19 protein-coding genes are annotated in these 18215 nt (G+C 53.5%); 11 read left to right on the top strand and 8 right to left on the bottom strand.

Annotated elements, in window-relative coordinates; translation table 11 throughout:
- Positions 1-1907, top strand: a 1907-nt coding sequence (locus AB8B76_RS02205) for a diguanylate cyclase (RefSeq protein ID WP_405269633.1), incomplete at its 5' end; no start/stop codon positions are given.
- Here the strand turns inward: AB8B76_RS02205 and dinG are convergent.
- Together dinG and AB8B76_RS02195 are read right to left on the bottom strand one after the other, a co-directional pair.
- The gene (gene dinG, locus AB8B76_RS02200; RefSeq protein WP_405269630.1) at positions 1878-4001 is read right to left on the bottom strand and encodes an ATP-dependent DNA helicase DinG; all 2124 of its coding nucleotides are present in this window, start codon (positions 3999-4001) and stop codon (positions 1878-1880) included. The two genes, AB8B76_RS02205 and dinG, sit on opposite strands and share 30 nt — an antisense overlap.
- Complete coding sequence (locus AB8B76_RS02195; protein WP_405269627.1) at positions 3998-5146, bottom strand: 1-acyl-sn-glycerol-3-phosphate acyltransferase; 1149 nt, start codon at positions 5144-5146, stop codon at positions 3998-4000. The genes dinG and AB8B76_RS02195 overlap by 4 nt, the downstream gene beginning before the upstream one ends.
- 135 nt (positions 5147-5281) lie before the next feature.
- Between AB8B76_RS02195 and AB8B76_RS02190 the strand changes: the two genes are divergently transcribed.
- On the top strand, positions 5282-5506 hold the full coding sequence (locus AB8B76_RS02190) for a hypothetical protein (protein ID WP_405269624.1): 225 nt from the start codon (positions 5282-5284) through the stop codon (positions 5504-5506).
- A 22-nt stretch (positions 5507-5528) separates the two neighbouring features.
- Here the strand turns inward: AB8B76_RS02190 and AB8B76_RS02185 are convergent, their stop codons facing one another.
- The gene (locus AB8B76_RS02185; protein WP_405269621.1) at positions 5529-6332 is read right to left on the bottom strand and encodes a tyrosine-protein phosphatase; all 804 of its coding nucleotides are present in this window, start codon (positions 6330-6332) and stop codon (positions 5529-5531) included.
- Between the two features lie 165 nt (positions 6333-6497).
- Here AB8B76_RS02185 and rpsT point away from each other — a divergent pair, with 165 nt between their 5' ends.
- The gene (gene rpsT, locus AB8B76_RS02180; protein WP_405269618.1) at positions 6498-6764 is read left to right on the top strand and encodes a 30S ribosomal protein S20; all 267 of its coding nucleotides are present in this window, start codon (positions 6498-6500) and stop codon (positions 6762-6764) included.
- 223 nt (positions 6765-6987) lie between these two features.
- Here rpsT and AB8B76_RS02175 read toward each other — a convergent pair whose 3' ends face one another.
- Together AB8B76_RS02175 and AB8B76_RS02170 are read right to left on the bottom strand one after the other, a co-directional pair.
- Positions 6988-7527, bottom strand: a complete 540-nt coding sequence (locus tag AB8B76_RS02175; protein WP_405269616.1) for a YSC84-related protein — start codon at positions 7525-7527, stop codon at positions 6988-6990.
- Between the two features lie 123 nt (positions 7528-7650).
- Complete coding sequence (locus tag AB8B76_RS02170) at positions 7651-8889, bottom strand: ferritin-like domain-containing protein (RefSeq protein WP_405269613.1); 1239 nt, start codon at positions 8887-8889, stop codon at positions 7651-7653.
- A 111-nt stretch (positions 8890-9000) separates the two neighbouring features.
- Here AB8B76_RS02170 and AB8B76_RS02165 point away from each other — a divergent pair, with 111 nt between their 5' ends.
- From AB8B76_RS02165 to AB8B76_RS02155, 3 genes are all read left to right on the top strand, one after another.
- Positions 9001-10008: an AraC family transcriptional regulator gene (locus AB8B76_RS02165; RefSeq protein ID WP_405269610.1), complete on the top strand. Its 1008-nt coding sequence runs from the start codon at positions 9001-9003 to the stop codon at positions 10006-10008.
- Complete coding sequence (locus AB8B76_RS02160) at positions 10008-11072, top strand: patatin-like phospholipase family protein (protein WP_405269607.1); 1065 nt, start codon at positions 10008-10010, stop codon at positions 11070-11072. Before AB8B76_RS02165 ends, AB8B76_RS02160 begins: the two co-directional genes overlap by 1 nt.
- Before the next feature lie 204 nt (positions 11073-11276).
- Positions 11277-11621 (top strand): hypothetical protein, encoded by a 345-nt coding sequence (locus AB8B76_RS02155; protein WP_405269604.1) that lies wholly within the window; start codon positions 11277-11279, stop codon positions 11619-11621.
- A gap of 45 nt (positions 11622-11666) precedes the next feature.
- Here the strand turns inward: AB8B76_RS02155 and AB8B76_RS02150 are convergent, their stop codons facing one another.
- From AB8B76_RS02150 to AB8B76_RS02140, 3 genes are read right to left on the bottom strand one after another with little or no spacing between them, the layout of a single operon-like run.
- On the bottom strand, positions 11667-11840 hold the full coding sequence (locus tag AB8B76_RS02150; RefSeq protein WP_405269602.1) for a hypothetical protein: 174 nt from the start codon (positions 11838-11840) through the stop codon (positions 11667-11669).
- A 5-nt stretch (positions 11841-11845) separates the two neighbouring features.
- Entirely contained in the window at positions 11846-14050 is a 2205-nt protein-coding gene (locus AB8B76_RS02145; RefSeq protein WP_405269599.1) for a molybdopterin-dependent oxidoreductase, read from the bottom strand.
- A 30-nt stretch (positions 14051-14080) separates the two neighbouring features.
- The gene (locus tag AB8B76_RS02140) at positions 14081-14722 is read right to left on the bottom strand and encodes a TetR/AcrR family transcriptional regulator (RefSeq protein ID WP_405269597.1); all 642 of its coding nucleotides are present in this window, start codon (positions 14720-14722) and stop codon (positions 14081-14083) included.
- Between the two features lie 150 nt (positions 14723-14872).
- On the opposite strand from AB8B76_RS02140, the gene AB8B76_RS02135 reads away from it, so the two are divergent.
- The 5 genes from AB8B76_RS02135 to AB8B76_RS02115 form a co-directional block, all read left to right on the top strand.
- Positions 14873-15337, top strand: coding sequence for a hypothetical protein (locus AB8B76_RS02135; RefSeq protein WP_405269595.1), 465 nt, complete (start codon positions 14873-14875; stop codon positions 15335-15337).
- Between the two features lie 153 nt (positions 15338-15490).
- The gene (locus tag AB8B76_RS02130) at positions 15491-15967 is read left to right on the top strand and encodes a hypothetical protein (RefSeq protein ID WP_405269593.1); all 477 of its coding nucleotides are present in this window, start codon (positions 15491-15493) and stop codon (positions 15965-15967) included.
- A 363-nt stretch (positions 15968-16330) separates the two neighbouring features.
- Positions 16331-16567 carry a hypothetical protein gene (locus AB8B76_RS02125; protein ID WP_405269591.1) on the top strand — a complete coding sequence of 79 codons (237 nt, stop codon included), beginning with the start codon at positions 16331-16333 and terminating at the stop codon, positions 16565-16567.
- 198 nt (positions 16568-16765) lie between these two features.
- On the top strand, positions 16766-17245 hold the full coding sequence (locus AB8B76_RS02120; RefSeq protein ID WP_405269588.1) for a hypothetical protein: 480 nt from the start codon (positions 16766-16768) through the stop codon (positions 17243-17245).
- Between the two features lie 5 nt (positions 17246-17250).
- Positions 17251-18215 (top strand): NAD(P)H-dependent flavin oxidoreductase (locus AB8B76_RS02115; RefSeq protein WP_405269586.1); only part of this gene is annotated, 965 nt, incomplete at its 3' end.

Genomic DNA, 18215 nt, shown 5'->3' with positions numbered 1-18215 from the left:
ACGGGACGGTTTGGGCCGGCAGTGAACCTCACGGCTTGTTTCGCATCACGGCCGACGGGAAACTCTCCCAGCCCCACCCGGAGCTCATCAATAAGACGATATCTTCTCTTTTGGTCAGTGCTGATGGCAGCTTATGGGTCGGAACTTTTGGCGAGGGTCTGTTTCGCGTACACGGCGGCATAATTAGACATTATGGCGAAGAAGATGGGCTATCAGGCCTACACATCTTTGCGCTCCAGCAGTTACGTAATGGGGACATCTGGATATCCACGAACCTTGCTATGAACATGTGGCAAGACGATGCGTCACCGATAACCCAGCGTTTACCAGAGCTTGATGGCAAGGTGTCCCGCCATATTCTCGAGGGTAAGGACGGTACGGTCTGGCTCAGCAGCGCCCAAGGGCTCTTTAGTTATCGCAACGGCTTACTGGAGCAAAGAACAATCGGTGACGGCTCCAAAAGTGACATCGTTCGTACAACATATGAAGATCAACGGGGCGTACTCTGGATTGCTGCCGGAGATGGCATGCTCTCGCGACTGGACCAGGGCAGCCTGTTTACCTTTGACCACTCCCATGGCCTACCGTTCTCTGCAGGCTACGCCATTCTCGAAGACAAGGCTCGTAACCTTTGGATATCTGGCACCCAAGGCTTACTTCGAGTATCACGCGACAGCCTTGATGCCGTGGCTCGAGGTGAGCGTAAAGTACTAGAAACACGTTTGTTTGATGAGAGTGACGGCCTGCGCTCAACACAGTTCGTCGGTGGTTTTCAGCCGGCTGCCTGGTCTACGCCGGACAATCGCCTGTGGTTTGTGAGCACCAAGGGACTCATGGCCTTTTTACCCCAGAGCCTCGCGTCCGAAAATCCAATCCTACGCACCTACATTGATGCCCTGCGCGTCGACGGCGTCGACGTAGAATTAGTGGAACCCTTGCAGCTACCGGCAGACTTCCAAAGCCTGGAAATTGACTATAGCAGTCCCGAATTGAGCAATGCGCAATCTGTAAGCTTTCGATATAGCACTGCAGCAAACGACAACTTTTGGACAAGTGCCGGCAACAGACGCACGGCCTATTTCACCGCCTTGCCCGCTGGCAACACCGTTTTTCGCGTGCAGGCGAGTTTCAGTGGCGAAGCACCCGCTCAAAATAGCGATAACATCGCCGCCCTAAGCATCAACAGAGCCCCTCACTGGTACGAAACCACCTGGTCAGTTCTAGCGGCTGCGTTATTGATTGGAGTGTTCGTTTCGCTTCTACAACGCTTTCAATCGCGCAATGCCCGCATTAGAGAACAGCAGTTACGTGGACTTGTAGATCTTCGTACGGAGGAGCTACGCGAAGCTCTGGTGCGAGTCGAGGCCAACTCACGTATCGACAGTCTCACTGGCGTTGCCAATCGCCGTCACCTTGAGGAGCAGCTCAACGCAACCTGGAGCATGGCCCGGCGCAGCGGCGCTCCCGTGAGTATTCTCATGCTCGATATCGACCTGTTTAAGCAGTACAACGACACCCTGGGTCACTCTGCTGGCGATGAATGCCTGCGTCTCATTGCCCAGGCAATCAAAAGCAAACTTCTTCGCGAACATGACATGCTGGCTCGCTATGGAGGCGAGGAGTTTGTCGTGTTGCTATATGACACGGATGCCAAGGGCGCCGTCAGAACCGCCGATCGCATTCTCGATTGCGTCAGATCACTAGCCCTCAAACATCCTGCAAGCGATGTCAGCAAGTACGTCACCATAAGCATCGGCTGTGCAACGCTTGGCGAGGAGGAGCGAGAGGATCCACACCGGCTCATCGATTTAGCAGACAAGGCGCTTTATCAGGCAAAGGCCAAGGGCCGAAACCGCGCCTGCAACATCGAGAGAAAATTAAGCGATTCGGCGCTTGAAGGCCGGTAGGGAATCAAGAATCGCCCGACCATAACGCCGAGTAAGAACTCGGCGATCCATTAACGTTACTCGTCCGGTATCGCTCTCGGTCCTCAGTAGACGACCACTGGCCTGCACCAGTTTGAGCGCCGCATCGGGTACGCTGATTTCCATAAATGCGTTCCGCCCCTGTGCCTCTAGCCACTCAGCAAGGGCCGCATCGACCGGGTCATCCGGCACTGCGAAAGGAAGCTTCGCGATCACTACGTGCTGGCAGTAATTACCCGGCAGGTCCACGCCCTCGGCAAAACTTGCCAACCCAAAGATGACGGCGCCATCTCCCGTATCAATGGTCTCGCGGTGGCGACGAAGTATCTCCTGCTTGCTGTAATCATCTTGTCTAAGAACGCGGTCTCGCCACTCTCGCGGAAGCCCGTCATACACATCGTTCATCTGCCGGCGAGATGAGAACAGGACAAGACTACCTTCGTCCGCGTGCAATAATTCAGGTAACAGCGCTATGAGTTCTTCGGTATGTGCGGGCGCGTCGCTTGGCTCACTACTCATGTTCGGAACATGCAGGGTCGCCTTTGTGTAATCGAACGGACTAACAACGATTTTGTAGCGGCCATCTTCGGGCACACCCGATCGAGCTCTAAATCGGTCAAAGCTCCCCAGCGCAGTCATGGTTGCAGATGTCAGCACAACTCCCGCCGCGCGCTGCCACAACTGCTCGTCCAGAATGTCCGCCGCGAGAATGTGGCTGCAGTGCAGATCGATCGCCAGCTCCTCATCATCAGCACGACGCTTAAGCCAACGGGCTCGCGGTGGTGTCTCTTCTGAAGCATCCGCTGAAAAGTCTCTGAACAGTGAGAGTACTCCCTCGGCCCGCACCAGCATTCCACCGACAGCCATTTGCCAGGCTTCCAGTTCGTCACGTACCGAGGCGAAGGAGTCATCCTCTAGGGCATCGTCGATACCCGACTCAAGGGTCATCAAACGTCCATTAAGTCGCGCCCACTGCCCAGCGAGTGCAGCTGTCGCTTGCTGAAGATCACCGGGAACAACGCCCCCTTCAAACCGAAGCTGTTCCTCGAAATCGCCAGCGCTGGCCATGATGACCGCCGCTTGCTCGGCAATCTGCTGGACGCGCAGCTGGAGGTCATCAAACAAAGCTGGAAGAGGCTCCATCACTGCGCTCAAGCCGGGTAGCGTGGACAGCAGGGGGGACCCCTTGGCGAGCGCCTTGCGACTCTCCCCGAGCCACGACAACGTCGATGGTAATCGGCAAAAGGAGGCGAAATGGTTGAGCGCCTTGTCAGGAAGGTGATGACCCTCGTCAAAAATATAGATGGTGTCTTCTGGTGCGGGGAGAATAGCTCCGCCGCCCAACGCCAGATCCGAAAGTACCAAGTCATGGTTAGTCACAACGACATCAGCTTCCTGAAGGCCGTCTCTGGCGCGATAAAAACTACAGTTACGGATGTTGGGACAACGCCTGCCGCTACATTGCCCCTGATCCGCCGTAACAGGAAACCAGTCAGCATCGTTAATAGGCACTGACCAGTTATCGCGATCCCCGTCCCAGTCCCCGCGACCCAGGGCATCCAGCATAAGGCCGTAACTTTCGAGCGCATCGCGGGCCAGCGCGGGAGTCACCTCGTCCGGGTAGAGCCCCATAGTCTGTCCACCACCCGATTCGCGCGCCATAATTCTGTCAAGTTGGCTCAGGCAGAGGTAGCGTCTTCGGCCCTTCGCCAGTACATAAGAAAATTCCAAACCGCTGCCAGCTGCAATGTCAGGTAGGTCTTTGTGAACAAGTTGTTCTTGCAGCGCCACGGTAGCGGTGGCTATGACCAGGCGCTTGTTCAACGCACGGGCCATCACCAGCGCAGGAATAACATAGGCAATAGTCTTGCCCGTACCCGTACCCGCTTCGATCACCGCAATTGGCGAGCCCTGGGAATCGGACACATCTAAAGATGGTGAGATAAGCGCTAAAGTATTTGCGACTTCCGCAATCATCTGACGCTGTCCCCAGCGAGGGGTCAGACCTCGGGCGTCGGTAATCGCGGTGTAGGCTTCCCGGATTGCATCTTTATCCGACGAAGATAAAACGCTCACGAGGGGGTATCTAACTCCAGTACGCTGCGTAGCGCATTGGCATAAGCTGCCAGAGCAAAAGGCCTCTCTTCCTCCGTCAAAGCACGCACACGATCCTCGAATTCAGCCCTTGAACTGCTGCCCTCGCCAATTTCTACATCGCTCTTAAGCGGCCCTTCTAAAGTTTCGTAAGCCCACAGATTCACAGGGCGAAGTAGATAGCCATGGACGATTTGGGCATCGATAGCCGCAGCCACATCGGCGGGCGTTTCAAAGTTACTGCCAAGGGGCGTACCGAACTTCACATGCACCTGACCCTTACTACCGGCGATGCCCTGCCCGATGGACTCTACATCCTCTTGATCAGACTTCTCATAGCTGCCTGTGCTTTCGCGCTCACTAAGCTCTCGCGCCTTCATGGCATCGCAAGGATCCAGCTCATAGCTAATCGCAACAGGCACTATTCGCAGCGACGCAATGTGGTCGCCAAAGCTTTCATGCTTCTTATCGCGACTCAAAGACAGCATCTTGATAACAGCTGCTTCCGTGCGATCTCGGCCATCTTTGGCCCTACCCTCGCGCTGGGCTATCCAAATCGGTGCGTTGTCTTCCTGTATCGACTTGCGAATGTACTGCGCAAGAAGTTTCGAATTCGCCAGTAACTCACGAGGGCCGCTTACCGATCGCTGAACAATGAAGCTTTTGTTAAGGCGCATCAGATCGGCCACCCACTGCTCACTCAGAAGGTTATCGCCAATAGCAATGCGCAGAGTCTCGTACCCCGCTCTATGCAAAACGTAATTGGTGAGCGCTGGATCCATTGCAATGTCACGATGATTACTAATGAACAAGTGCGCATTCGCAGGATCCAGGTGCTCTAGTCCCGATACCGTGAGACCGGCCGTTGTATCCTCGATCATGCGCTCTACATAGGTTTTCACTCGCATTTGCAGGTCGTGGACTGTTTCGACCGTGGCGAGTTGCCGGCGAAGATAAAGCCGCGCTACGGGCCGCAGAAGCCAGGACCATAGGGGTATGAGCGCCCATTCGCCAAAGCGCAGGCGCAACATAGCGCTGAGAAAGTCCCTAGACCCCAGTAGACGGTCTATCGTCGGCCGCACTTCCCCATCGTCATAGGGTCTGATAGCCGCAAATGGATCTGGCACGGAAAACTCCCGAAAAAAGGCGACCCACCTTAACGAAAAAGCCTCTGGCCGTCATCCAGCGAATACGCGCAAACGCTGACGAACGCGAGCGCTTCTGCTACTCTTGCGCGCGATTTTGGACTGGGGTGAAAAACCATGGAAGCAACAAGCGCAACACTCATGACCTTCGGCCTTGCCACTTTGTTGGTCAGCTGGATTTTAATGCTCATCGCGGCATGGAAGGACGACTATGCCTGGGGCATCTTCGCGGTACTGCTGCCACCCTTGGCCTATGCCTACGGCCTCTTTCGACTCGAAAAAGCAGGGCAAAGCCTGTTAGTAGCAGTCGTGGGCCTGGTATTGATCTGGGCGGCATTCTAAAGCCGCCCCAAGACTCAAACGATTAGTCAGTAATCACAAAGCGGCGGCGCAATTCGCGTCGCTCTTGCTCGCCCAAAGCCAAGCCATCCTCAAGATAGGCCTCACTGCCACCGTAGCTGTCTTTCATTGCTGTCAATGCACAGTGCAGGTAATCCAGCTCCGCTTGCATCATGGGTCGTAATTCGGCATCACTAAGATGATCAACGGGGTATTTCTTGCGAACTCGGGGAGTCTGTTCCTCGGGTAAATAGTACCTGCGAGACAGCAAATAGTCGGTTTCGATATCAGCCAAGGACACGCCCAAGGCCATCTGAAGCACCGCTATCGCAAAGCCTGTCCGATCCTTACCTGCGGAGCAATGAAACAGCACTCGCTCCGCATCTGCCTCTAACACCTGCCTAAACACATCTTTGTACGTATCCGTCTGCGAATCCACAAACTCGCGATTTATCTCGCACATGAAATCAAACATTGCTTGAGCACCACCCAATTGGGTGGAGTCGGCATAAATAACGCTCCCCTGGCTTCCCGGCGTAATATCTGCGCCAAGTACCACCACGCCCTCAGGCAACCATGAAGGCTCCATTTGGCGCTCATCGGCGCGGCGAAGATCAACAACCATGCCCAGATCCAGATCTGTCAGTCGCTCTCTATCGGCTTCTGTGAGGGTCGCCAGGTGTCCCGAACGGAAGACGCGGCCCCAGGCCATAGAGCCCTTATCGCAGCGATAACCCCCTGCATCCCGGAAGTTTGGCGATCCTTTGAGGCCCGTATGGCGTCGCGCGTCGTCCTGCGTGCCGTTAATCACCGATTCTGTACTATCCATTTCTAGTATCCATTCTGCGTCTTCCCTTCGCCGATTCTCGCCAATACGATTGAGGCAGCGATTTTACGCTGAGCAAGGCAGCTATTGACAGAAGCCCGAGCAGTCGGCAGAATCCGCCCTCCAAAAATTTCCATTCACTTATTTGATTATTTAGAGGAGTCCTAAGTGGCTAACTCCGCTCAAGCTCGTAAGCGCGCTCGACAGTCCGAGAAGCGTCGATCTCACAACGCAAGCCTTCGTTCACTGGTTCGCACCAACATCAAGAACGTTTTGGCTGCAGTAAAAACAGGTGACGCAGAGCAAGCGCGCGAAGCATATTCAAAAGCAGTACCTGTCATTGACCGCATGGCGGACAAAGGCATCATCCACAAAAATAAGGCTGCACGACATAAGAGCCGTTTGAACGCCCAGGTCAAGGCACTCGCTGCCTAACATCGTGCTCCACTGATTTGCGGCGTGATCCGCAGATCTTTGCACCACAATGAGGCCTACTTAAAGCAAGACAGAAAGTAAGGCCGAAAGGTAAAAAGTAAGACCATAAAAAGCCGACTCCAGGGTCGGCTTTTTTGCACCTGATTGTCGGTACTCTCGCAGTACTACTAGAGTATTACCAGAGTATTACCATGCGAGTAATACCACCCGACATAGTCAGACCCTACTCAGAAACGTCTACCGAAAACTTCTGGCCACCTACGGACGCTTCGTACATCAAACCACCTTTGGCGCGCGTGAAAATCGCTACACCATTAGAGTAGTTCGCATCGGCGGATGCACCAACAGTTACAGCGACTGCAGAAGCTTGGGCACCCAACTCATAGTTGCCCCGTTTAAAGTCCTCAAGAGCACCGGCATCCTCGAAAAACAAGAACTCACTGTAGGCTTGGCCGCCCCACTGAAAACCAATAGTTAACTGCGTCAGCGTTACAATCCCGGTTGTCGCGCCGCCCTCATAGAGCAAACCTTTACCCCGAGCGCCACCGATACCGAAACCGGCTTTACCTACCGTTGGGATAACAACGTAAGCAGCTGCCGTATCAAAAAACGCCTGCATGCTGGGATCATCGGCCAGCAGCTCGTCTTTTGCCTCTTGCGCTTTTCCTTCAAGCTTGTCTGCTTCTCGAGGGTCCCAAGCCATGGCAGAAACGCTGATAACGAAAGCGGCCGCAACGGCAAATAGCTTTGTAGTGAACTTCATTGTGAAAATCCTTTTTTTATATTTTTGCGGGCAAACATCAGTGGCAATCAATATAACTCGCATTGCTTATGCAAGAAACAAAAAAGCCGGCTCTCGCCGGCTTCTGAAGTCGATCGCCGCTCGTCAGCAACAACCGCCAGCCTGGGGATTACTGCCCGCCTCGGCCACCTGTTGAGCCGGTTGCTCGGCCTCGGCCTCTGCTTCCGCCTCAAACTTCTCGTGAAATGCAGCGAGCATGCTTTGCTCATGAGATTGTGCTTCTTCTGTATCAAGAGGGCGCTCCAAGGCGCTCCAGTTGATATCGCCGTCAGTGGCAAGGTTTTCAAACTCTAGAATACCCAGTGCCTCAAACTTGGGCCGGATCTTATCGGTGAGTAAACCGATGCGATTGAGATTAGGAATAACACGCTGAAACAACAGGTTACGGAAAGTCGACATAATAAAGCCGTCCAGCACTTTTTTGCGCGCCTCCTCTACATCCCAGCCGAAGTGTCTAAAGACGTCAGTAGCGACCAAGCGCTCGCGACTGACCACGCAGGCCTCATAGGCAAACTGCGCCCGTTCCTCGATCTCTTCCTGAGTTAAGGTCTTTATATGCTCTTCAAGATAGTTAACGCCGAAGGTGACATGTCTAGCCTCGTCGCGGGTTACAAGATAAACCACATCTTTTAGTACAGGGTCAGGCGTCGTCTCTCGCGTGGTATTGAACGCTGAAAGAGCCAGACCCTCGATAACAATCTGCATGCCAATAAATTTGAGATCCCAGCGCGGATCCACAAGGATCTTGTCGATAATGCTCTTTAGGTGCGTGTTAATCGGATACATCACGCCGATACGTTTTTGTAGATACTTGTTAAACACTTCGACGTGACGAGCCTCGTCAAAAGTCTGCGAGCCCGCGTATAACTTGGCGCTCAGTGTCGGGGCACAGGAGCACAGCTGCGACGCGACAAGTAATGCGCCCTGTTCGCCGTGCAAAAACTGAGAAAGGCTCCAGGCATTCATGTGCAGCCAGAACTCTTCTCTGGTTTTTTCGTCCATGGCCAGATAAGGCTCATAGTCATGAAGGTTCATGAGCTCCGGAGACTGTACTTCTTCGGGCCAGGGGCGATCCCAATCGATGTCCATCTCCGGATCCCAATTCAGCTGCTTCCCCAGGTCGTAGAGCTTCTTGATGCGATCATCCTGCACCGTGTAGTCCCAGTTGTAGGATCCCGTCAGCGGCGTCTGAAAAATCTCAGCAATGTGATCGACCTGCTCATTGGTTAGCAAATCTTCAAGATCGGGATTCTCCCGAGGGTAATCCGCGCCGGGATATTGCTGAATCTTGCGTGGTGCCTGATCTTCCCACTGTATCTTCATGCGTATTTTCTCTTAGGGTTGGACTATCGAGAAGCTTAATATCCGCCAATGAACAAACACCGACAAGGTAGCTTCTTGTCAAATTAGGGTCATTTGTGGCCAAATTGGGCTATGAGCAGCAGCACACCCGCACCCTACGTCCTAATTCTTATTGACCTCGCTATGGAAGCTGGCGTGTCGCGAGCCGCGTTACTGCGCGGTAGCTCCCTGGAAGCGATAGATTTGAGCGCCATAGGTGCTCGCGTGAGTGATGACGACTTTCGTATTCTGGTCGAGAACACCCTGCAGCTCACCGGGAACACGACGCTGGGTCTACGTTTGGGGCAACGGCTCAATCTCAGCGCCCATGCCGTCCTTGGGCAGGCTTTCATGACCTGCCGAAACCTTGAAGAAGTGATTCAGCTCTTCGAACGCTATTATCAGGTTCTGGCACCGGAACTGACTCTGGAATTTGATCGGACGCCAGAGCGTATGACCATCCGAGCGCCAAACGCCGAAACCTACCTCCCCATCGCCTTTGGCCTGGAGTGCATCACCGCAGCCATACGAAACACCCTTAGCGGTTTGCTCGGCGATAACCAGTTTCCTCTCCGCCTCGAATTTCCTTATCCCGCACCAAACTGCGTCGCGGTCTACCATGAGGTCCTTGGCGATGACGTCCACTTTGACTGCGAAATCGCAAGCTGGAGCTTTCCGTCAGAACTTTTAGCCACGGCGCTCCCAAGCTCAAACCCTGCTCTACGGCAACTTTACGAAGCGGAGTGCGCGCGACTGCTTGCGGACCTAAGCGATAGCGCCACCATCGGAGAGCAAACCCGGAATCTGCTTCGCAAGCTGGAAGGGCAGTATCCAAAAATGCCGCAAGTCGCGACGATGCTTAACATGAGTCCGCGAACCTATCGCCGACGCTTGACCGAAGAAGGCGTAGGTTTTCAGGACTTACTCGACAACATCCGCGCCGAGCACGCCACCCGACATCTCAAAGAGGATCGCCTGCCCATCTCGAGCATCGCCTACCATCTTGGGTTTAACGACCCATCAAATTTTCGACGCGCTTACCGGCGTTGGACCGGTACAACGCCCAGCGCTGTGCGAAAAAACGCCAGCGCTTCAAACTGATGAGTAGCCGCCCTCTCAGCATTTACTTAGGCCGCGGCGCGGCTCGACGTATCGCCAAAGATGGCTGGTCGGGAAGAGATATCTCTCTTCTGCTGGGCGCCTCGGGTGGCCCCAAGTGGTTAATCCTCGCCGCCCTCGATCGCCTGCTATTTGGGCAATTCCTAATGGAAGACAGAGAAACCCCTCTGCAAGCTGTAGGATCCTCTATAGGCTCATGGCGCCACGCCTGCCTGGCGCAAGCCGACCCCGTCGCTGCGCTGGATCGTTTTGAAGAGATCTACCTAAACTGGGATTACAGCGAGCGGCCCGATACCCAAGAGATCAGTGACGCCAGCATATCAATGCTCGAGCATATCTTTGGTGACACCGGTGCTGACGCTCTCATCGACCATCATTTACTCCATAGCTACATCGTTACCGCTCGCGGCAGAGGGTTGAACTCAGCACGCCATCCGGCGGGGCTCGCCGTGGGAATGGGCTGCGCGGCCATCGCAAATACCCTGCATCGCCAGCTCTTGGCATCACAATTCCAGCGCGTAGTATTTACCAGCATGGGAGCGCCCAAGCTGACTTTTGATGATTTTGGCAGCACTCAGGTCGCACTTCGACCCGACACTGTCTCTCAGGCACTCCACGCAAGCGGCTCTATTCCATTTTTACTCGCTGGTGAACGAGATATCACGGCGGCCCCGTCAGGCCATTATTGGGACGGCGGTATCATCGACTACCACTTTGATGTCGACGCCATGTCGGAGCAGCCTCTGATTCTCTATCCACACTTTCGCGGTGACCTGACAACTGGCTGGTTTGATAAATTTCTACCCTGGCGCCGCCAGCGCACGCCCAGCGCTGAGAACCTAATCCTTATTTGTCCGAGCGAGGACTTTATCGCCTCGTTACCGGACGCAAAGATCCCTGACCGCAGCGACTTTACGCGCATGACACCCGCTGAGCGGATGCGCTACTGGCAAATCTGTATGGAACGTAGTCGGGAGCTAGCCGAGGATTTCCAGCACCAGCTCAATAACCCCGACCCTCTGGCAGGCGTTAAGCTGCTCGGCTAAAACGAAATTGCGACGCGACAAGCCCCTTTTCTGCGTCTACCCTTAAAGAGAGGCCGTGTAAATAGTTCGCATGGAAAATCTCTCAAGAAAAGCTATATTTCACTTTAAGTAAAAGTTCGAACCTACTGCAAACGCTTGCAAAATGGTTTTGGTTGACCTTCGGAGAGCCTTGGCCTTCGATGTCCACCGGCTGGGACAGTAACTATGCTCGACTATCTACAAAAACGAAATCAGCTCAACCGGAGCTCCTCTGGAGACCGGAGAACTACCGAACGGCGCACCGCCGAGCGTAGGGGTGAGGATCGTCGGCAGCAAGCAAATCGCGACCCGAACAACGATAGTACTTATGAGGGTGAAGAGCGGCGTCAGCAAGATAGGCGCCTCGTTTGCCGGCGATCTAACGAACGTCGGTCCCAGGAGCGCAGAGCCGAAGAACGCCGCCGTGATCCATCCAGAGTAGAGAGCTTCCCTTCAGCTGATAATGGCTTTCTCACCCGCGAGGAAAAAGAATTCCTGCACTCGATGGCCCGTTTAGCAGACGACGATTAGCTTCGCCCAAGCGCAGCTGCCGCCGAGCGGCACTTCTAAACTAAATCAGCCCTCAGGATGATCCAGCTCTGGGTCGTGAGGCGTCTCGCCGACCATCTTGCGTAACAAACTCCCCGCCAAGCGATCCAGAAAACCGGGGTTCTTTTTAAAGGTTCGATTCACCAGCTTCGTCAAAACTTGCTGCTGCCTCTCGCCAAACCATTTTTTAAAGCCGCTCATCTAGGTCACCCCGCCAAGACTTGTTCGGACATGCCTGCAGGAGGCTCGGCCAGCTTCACGATGCGCCCGGGAAAGCCCTTGAAGTGCGGAATGCCCTGCTCGTAGTCGAGAAACTCGGGATCATCGGGGCACAGTACGGCGTCACTGCTAATGAACGCACCAGCGAGCTTGGCATCGCCACGCATCTCGGGATACCACCAGCCATGGGGAACACGAATATGCCCCTCCTTCATGGACTCTTTCACCAGAACTTTGGCTGTAACCTCGCCAGTTGCCGTTTGTAGCTTGACCCAATCATGGTCCGCAATGTTTTCTCGCGCCGCATCAATAGGGTGCATAAAGAGCTTAGGGGACGGCATCCGGTCACGGAGCACCTTGACCTGACGCTGACCGGTCTGAAAAAAAGCATCTTCGCGCACACCGGTAAACACGTTGTAGGGGTATTCATCGCTTACCGCCGGTCCTTCGCGATAGTAAGGCAAGGGGTCAAAGCCGAGCTCCTCAAGAACGCTGGATTTCAGCTCGACTTTGCCTGAAGGGGTCGCAAAGCCTTTTTCTCGATACTTACGATACTTCGGAGGATTGATGTACATGTAATTGGCATCAGCAAACTCGGCAAAGGTTCTACCCGAGGGTGAAAGACGGTAGTCCAGCATGTCTTCGATAGTCTCCCAGGGAAACAGCTCCTCAAAACCAAAACGGTGACCAAGATCCCGCCAGAACTCAAAAGTACTGCTTGCTTCCGGGGGTGGCTCCACTGCTTTTTGCGACAGGGTCATCCCCAGCTTCCAATTCCAGTAATCGGAAATGTGGTTGCGCTCACTAAACACATCACCTGGTAGTACGTAATCAGCAAGCATGGCCGTAGGGGTCATAAAGATTTCGTGAGCAACGATGAGCTCTTGATTCAGCATCCCCTCCAATATCTGATGCTGATTGGGGTAGCTCATCAGTGCATTGTTACCCAGAACAAAAAATGCTTTTACCGGATAGGGCTTTTCCGTCGCCATCGCCTTAAACGTTGAACTCGGATTGGCCATATAGCAGCCCATGACGATGTCAGCATACTGATAGCCATACACCCGCTCCGTGTGTTCCGACAGCATTTCTTGAGCACGGTAGGTGTAAGCGGGATGAGTATCGGACCCCAACTGCTTGGCTTTTTGCTCAACGCTGAGCATTTCGTGATTGCCGATTTTCGACTCGGGAATGTAGTTGGGATCAAAGCCTCCCAGAATCTCGCCTCCCGGCACGTCGATGTTTCCTGTCAGCGCACGCAGAATGCTTTGTAGTCGTATTGCCGACGTCGACGAGATCTGCATGTCCGTAATAGGTGTCCAAGGGATGCAGGCGCTCTCGGCCGTAGCGTAAAGTCTGGCCGCTTCGGCGATCAGGTCCGCAGGTACTCCTGTAATCTCCTCAACCCTATCCAAGGGGTATTCATCTACTCGTGCCCGGAGCTCTTCGAATCCTGTGGTGTACTCAGCAACGAAGTCCTTATCATAAAGTTCCTCGTTAATGATGACGTGGAGCCAGCCCAGCATCATCGCCGCGTCGGTCCCCGAACGTAAGCTCAGATGCATGTCGGCAACCTCAGCCTGCTCCGACACTCGAGGATCAAGCACAATCACTTTCGCACCATTGGCCCGGGCCTGATTAATCATATTGAAGATGGGCGTCCAACTGTGTTTTCGAGGATTATGACCAAACAGCACGATGCACTTGGAGTTGGGAATGTCGGCAAAGGGAAACCAGCCATAGGTGAACTTGTTCACCGCAGCTGTATTGCCGGCACAAAGGGAGACACCGCTGATGTAGTTAGGCGACCCCAGGGCATTCATAAACCGTCGGTCGAGACTATGGGTCGTTTGGGTATTCCAACCCGAGGTTGAGACCGCCAGGGTCTCCGGCCCGTATTTCGCAACCAACGTTTTTAGCCGCTGGGCAATTTCGTCCATGGCCTGCTCGTAGCTGATCTCCTCCCACTGATCATCTCCGCGCTCGCCTACTCTCTTGAGCGGTTTGGTTAATCGATCAGCGTGATTATGAACATGCGCTGCAGCGGTGCCTTTGTAACAGACGTTGCGCGCCAAGGCGGGATTGTCGTGGGCAATCATGCGTTTGAGTTTGCCATCCTCGGTCTCAGCCCGAAGCTGACAACCGATGTCGCAAATGGTGCATACAGAATAGATTTGTTCGTTCTTGGCCATGTTTCACCGCCGGACCCTAAGAGTCTGTTATTAGGTTTTAGATATTTTCTCGCCGGTATTTCGAGATGTTGAAGAAGCACGATCGTGGTCCTGTGCCAGCGATCGAAGCTTCTGCAATACGCGAACCTCGTGAGCCGTACCCTCACCTCGACCCACCGCGCGGCCGACTCCGATACCAATAAGGGCCTCGGTGATCATGTAGTAAAGAGCGTCGCCATCATCGGCGTCAGCCCCCTGAACGTTCGCAAGAACCATGGCAGGCGAAAACAAGATAGCGCTTTTCTCAATCGCCACGGAAAGACGCGCGCCAAACTCCGGGTCATTACACGATGCCAACCAGAGCTCGATAACCGCTTTAAACTCTGGCTTAGTCACGCGTTCGTAAGATGAGAGCAGCACTTGCTCGAAGGGACCGCCGTGAGCATCGACGTTCACCTTAAGCAAACGCGTGTACAGAGTCTGAAGAGTCTCGACGAGAAGATCCGCAAAGTCGGGAAAATGATGATTAAGGGCACCGCGTGTTAAACCCGATCGACGGCACACTTCGACCCCGGTGGTTTTGGCAAACCCCAGGTCTACAAGAACCTCAATGGCACTGCTTATGAGACGTGTACGCGTTGCGATGCTTCTTGCATCGTTACCTAGGGGCGTTGGTGCTGTGAGTGCATTCATACTAAAAGCATACATACATGTATGTATATATGCAAAAACAAGACTACTGTCGACCCTGCTCGGGCGTTCGCGTAGCAGTAATCGTCTGCTAAGTTACGATGGAAAATTGCATGGGAGGCAATCGGGATGACGTTGGAAGAGTGGTCTTACGTGTCACAAATTTTAGGGGTAGTGCTGGTTGTCATCACCCTGATTTACTTAGCTCTTCAGGTTAAGCAAGGGACTCAGCTGCTGCTATCAGAAGCCCGCCAAGTATCGCTCACTACCGATCAGGGTGGAGTTTACAAATTCATTGATTTCCCGGGGCTGGGCCGCTCAATGTCAGGCTCCGAAACACCCACTTTCGAGGAGAAAACGCAGTTGATGTTCTGGATCATTTCGCAGATGCGCGCAAGAGAACACGAGTGGCTGCAGTACGAGGCTGGCGCCCTTGATGGCGATGCCTGGCTTAGCTACAGAGACGTGATCTTCTTCGTCCTTGGAACTCCCAGAACTCGCGAACTCTGGACACTTTGCAGTGGCTACTTCAACAAAGGCTTCGTGAAAATGGTCGAAGAGATGATGGAAGAGGTAGCCCACACTGACTTTTGGTGTCGTCTGGAATCGGTAAAATAAAGTCGCGCCAACAAAACCGCAGCTTCTGGCTGGTAGTGGAAACCGGTCGAGGGCGACACGACCGTCCGCTTTCGACCCGAAGCAGAAGTTGCTGCTCCGTCGGGCTGGCTGTACCTTTCTCGCTCGAATTAATCTGTTATCAGGAAAGTGTTTGTGTCTCAGCGCGTCTCGCTTTGGATTGAAGTGGTTTCCGCAATCGCGGTCGTAGTATCGCTCGTGTTTGTGGGCCTTGAAATAAGGAATAGCTCAGAGCAGGTCGAGCAAAATACAGAGATGATGCAGATATCTGCCTATCAAGATTTAATTGAGCGGATAGTCCAGATGAACGCTATAGCGATTGAGCAAGGCGCTTCCATTGAGAACTTGCTGGAGCGCGATGATAAGAGCCCAGAGGACGTACTCAGATTAAACAACTACCTATGGATCATCTTCCGGCATGGTGATATGGCGTACTTCCAGTATGAGAAGGGAGCCATTGATAAAGAGCGCCTTCGCTCGGCCAACGCGCCGTTGCTGGAGCGCCTGAGGTATCCCGAAGTGCAGGTTCGATGGCGGCAAGTGGAGCAAGTCTTTGTGCCTCAGTACCGGGAGTATATGAGCGACCAAATCGCGGAAATTAATGGAGGTTAATGTGCTACCTAGCAGGGCGCTTGGTAACTAGCTTTGAGCGCCATCCACCGGTTGAATTCGCAGCCGAAAGCGGACGTCCAGCTCCTATTGCTCGTATAAACACCGAAAACCCAAAGCGCGCGTGCGCAATTCACTAGCAAGATAACTCCCACTCGCTCAAAGCAGCTGCGGTCCGGGCTGAATATCTGTGTATGCTCGTTCAATCGATAAGCTTTGATGGGGAGCCCGTAAAATGAAGACAGCTAGCGCGTGGATGGAAGTCCTTGCAAATATTGGTGTGCTAGCCGGAATCATGTTTTTGATCATTGAGGTATCGTTTATAAAACCTATCGTGATGAAGAACTGACACCTGAGGAACTTCTCATGGCATCGTTTTTCCAGCATTCCATCCTCACAAAAATGGAGGCCGGGCTACAACAATATGAACTCGGTGTACTCAAAGAAAATGTTCTTAAATCCTTCGATTCTGAGTTGTTTATGCTCACCAACGGAACGTCTTTCTCAAGGCAGAATTGGGAAGAACAAAAAAGCAGCTTCTCTCCTGAAATGCGAACCTTTGTATCGGAGTTAACAGCAAGGTTCATGACAAAAACGCAATGACTTGGTTTCGACCAACGAGGAATCAGACTACGTTTGAGCACGAATCCACGGGTTAGTATGACAAATCAGATATCAATGCTCGCAGCAATGTTTCTGGGTTCACACTATTCTTTGCGGAGTGTTCGCCGCGCTGCGGGATAAGTAGCCAGCAAGTCAGATAGTTAAACTAAGTGCAGACCACAGGGAGGCAAAGACTTCATGACTAAACTTTCGATACGAACAGTGCTAATCCTTTTAGCTACATTCACCGGCCCGACACTGGCAGAGCACCCCCCCGAATTCGATCCGGTAGTGAAGATTTTTTCAGGCCTTTCCTACTCTGATAAAGAGCTGGTCAAAGCGGTAACAACCACCGACTTTTTATTGCTTGAAATGGGTGAAGTTTGGGATCTCGATTTCCTGCTACCACTGTTGAAACCCAACGGCAGCGAGCGCAACAACTACTTCAGCGTGATTTCGGTGAGTAGGTTTGATGGCGTGGCACTCATCAACTATTGGAATAAGGCGACGATCATTCAAGACGGTGCAGAATCCAAGCTCGCATGGTTAGAAAGCGTTGTAGCGGTAGAGACGGAAACAGGCTGGCAGTTGAAGCAAATGCATTCAACGCGGATAGATCCAAAGCAGATTCCAGAAGACGTCGAGTTTGAACTGATGATGGTCGAGAGGAGCAAGTAGCGCCAATGTCGAACATGGTGTTTCCCGGCCACCTACCCATCATCCAAGCGCCCATGGCTGGCGTGCAGGGCAGCGCGCTGACCATCGCGGTTTCGACCGCCGGCGGAGTCGGTTCATTACCCTGCGCCATGTTGTCCAGCGAAATGCTGGCGCAGGAACTGGAGACCATCAAGGCTTCCGGGATAGCTGCCTACAACCTCAATTTCTTTAGCCATCAGCCGCCGCAAGCCGATGAACGCCAAGAAGCGCGCTGGCGTAATGCCCTAACGCGCTACTTCATGGAGTATGAACTTGACCCCACGAACATCCCAAATGGGGCATCTCGTACACCGTTCTCTGATGAAGCTCTCGAGCTGATTTCTGCTTATCAACCGCCGATCGTGAGTTTTCACTTTGGCCTTCCAAAACGCGAGCACGTTGAGGCGATCAAGTCCTGGAATGGGCAAGTTTGGTCATCGGCAACTACCGTGGACGAGGCGCTATGGTTAGCTGACCACGGCGCAGATGCCGTAATCGCCCAAGGAATAGAGGCCGGAGGCCATCGCGGCATGTTTCTCAGTAGAGACTTGTCGACACAACTAGAAACACTTGATCTGGTCGCTGCTCTGCAAACCGCGGTATCGGCCCCAGTCATTGCGGCGGGGGGAATCTCTACGCCAGAGCAGGTAAGGGCTGCTATGGACGGAGGGGCTCAGGCTGTTCAATTGGGTACCGCTTACCTGCTCTGTAAAGAAGCCAAAACAAGCCGTATTCATCACAGAATGTTAAGAAGCCGTCGATCCAGCCAGACACAGCTCACAAACCTTTTCTCTGGGGGTATAGCAAGAGGTATTCCCAATCGTCTCATGAACGAAATGGGACCTATTAGCGATGTTGCTCCTGAGTTCCCTTTAGCGTCGAGCGCGCTCGCCCCCCTAAGAGCTGCCGCCGAAGCCCAGGGTAAGGAAGATTTCTCACCGCTTTGGTGTGG

It is taken from the genome of Congregibacter sp., from assembly GCF_045107095.1.
Lineage (GTDB): Bacteria > Pseudomonadota > Gammaproteobacteria > Pseudomonadales > Halieaceae > Congregibacter.
Note: the sequence above shows the minus strand (reverse complement) of the source record. Positions and strands in the feature narration are given on the sequence as shown.

Coding starts and splice junctions, on each gene's coding strand:
- AB8B76_RS02190 (WP_405269624.1), top strand. CDS start 5,282: ATGGAAGCAACAAGCGCAACACTCATGACCTTCGGCCTTGCCACTTTG.
- AB8B76_RS02185 (WP_405269621.1), bottom strand. CDS start 6,332: ATGGATAGTACAGAATCGGTGATTAACGGCACGCAGGACGACGCGCGA.
- AB8B76_RS02175 (WP_405269616.1), bottom strand. CDS start 7,527: ATGAAGTTCACTACAAAGCTATTTGCCGTTGCGGCCGCTTTCGTTATC.
- AB8B76_RS02170 (WP_405269613.1), bottom strand. CDS start 8,889: ATGAAGATACAGTGGGAAGATCAGGCACCACGCAAGATTCAGCAATAT.
- AB8B76_RS02165 (WP_405269610.1), top strand. CDS start 9,001: ATGAGCAGCAGCACACCCGCACCCTACGTCCTAATTCTTATTGACCTC.
- AB8B76_RS02160 (WP_405269607.1), top strand. CDS start 10,008: ATGAGTAGCCGCCCTCTCAGCATTTACTTAGGCCGCGGCGCGGCTCGA.
- AB8B76_RS02155 (WP_405269604.1), top strand. CDS start 11,277: ATGCTCGACTATCTACAAAAACGAAATCAGCTCAACCGGAGCTCCTCT.
- AB8B76_RS02150 (WP_405269602.1), bottom strand. CDS start 11,840: ATGAGCGGCTTTAAAAAATGGTTTGGCGAGAGGCAGCAGCAAGTTTTG.
- AB8B76_RS02145 (WP_405269599.1), bottom strand. CDS start 14,050: ATGGCCAAGAACGAACAAATCTATTCTGTATGCACCATTTGCGACATC.
- AB8B76_RS02140 (WP_405269597.1), bottom strand. CDS start 14,722: ATGAATGCACTCACAGCACCAACGCCCCTAGGTAACGATGCAAGAAGC.
- AB8B76_RS02125 (WP_405269591.1), top strand. CDS start 16,331: ATGGCATCGTTTTTCCAGCATTCCATCCTCACAAAAATGGAGGCCGGG.
- AB8B76_RS02120 (WP_405269588.1), top strand. CDS start 16,766: ATGACTAAACTTTCGATACGAACAGTGCTAATCCTTTTAGCTACATTC.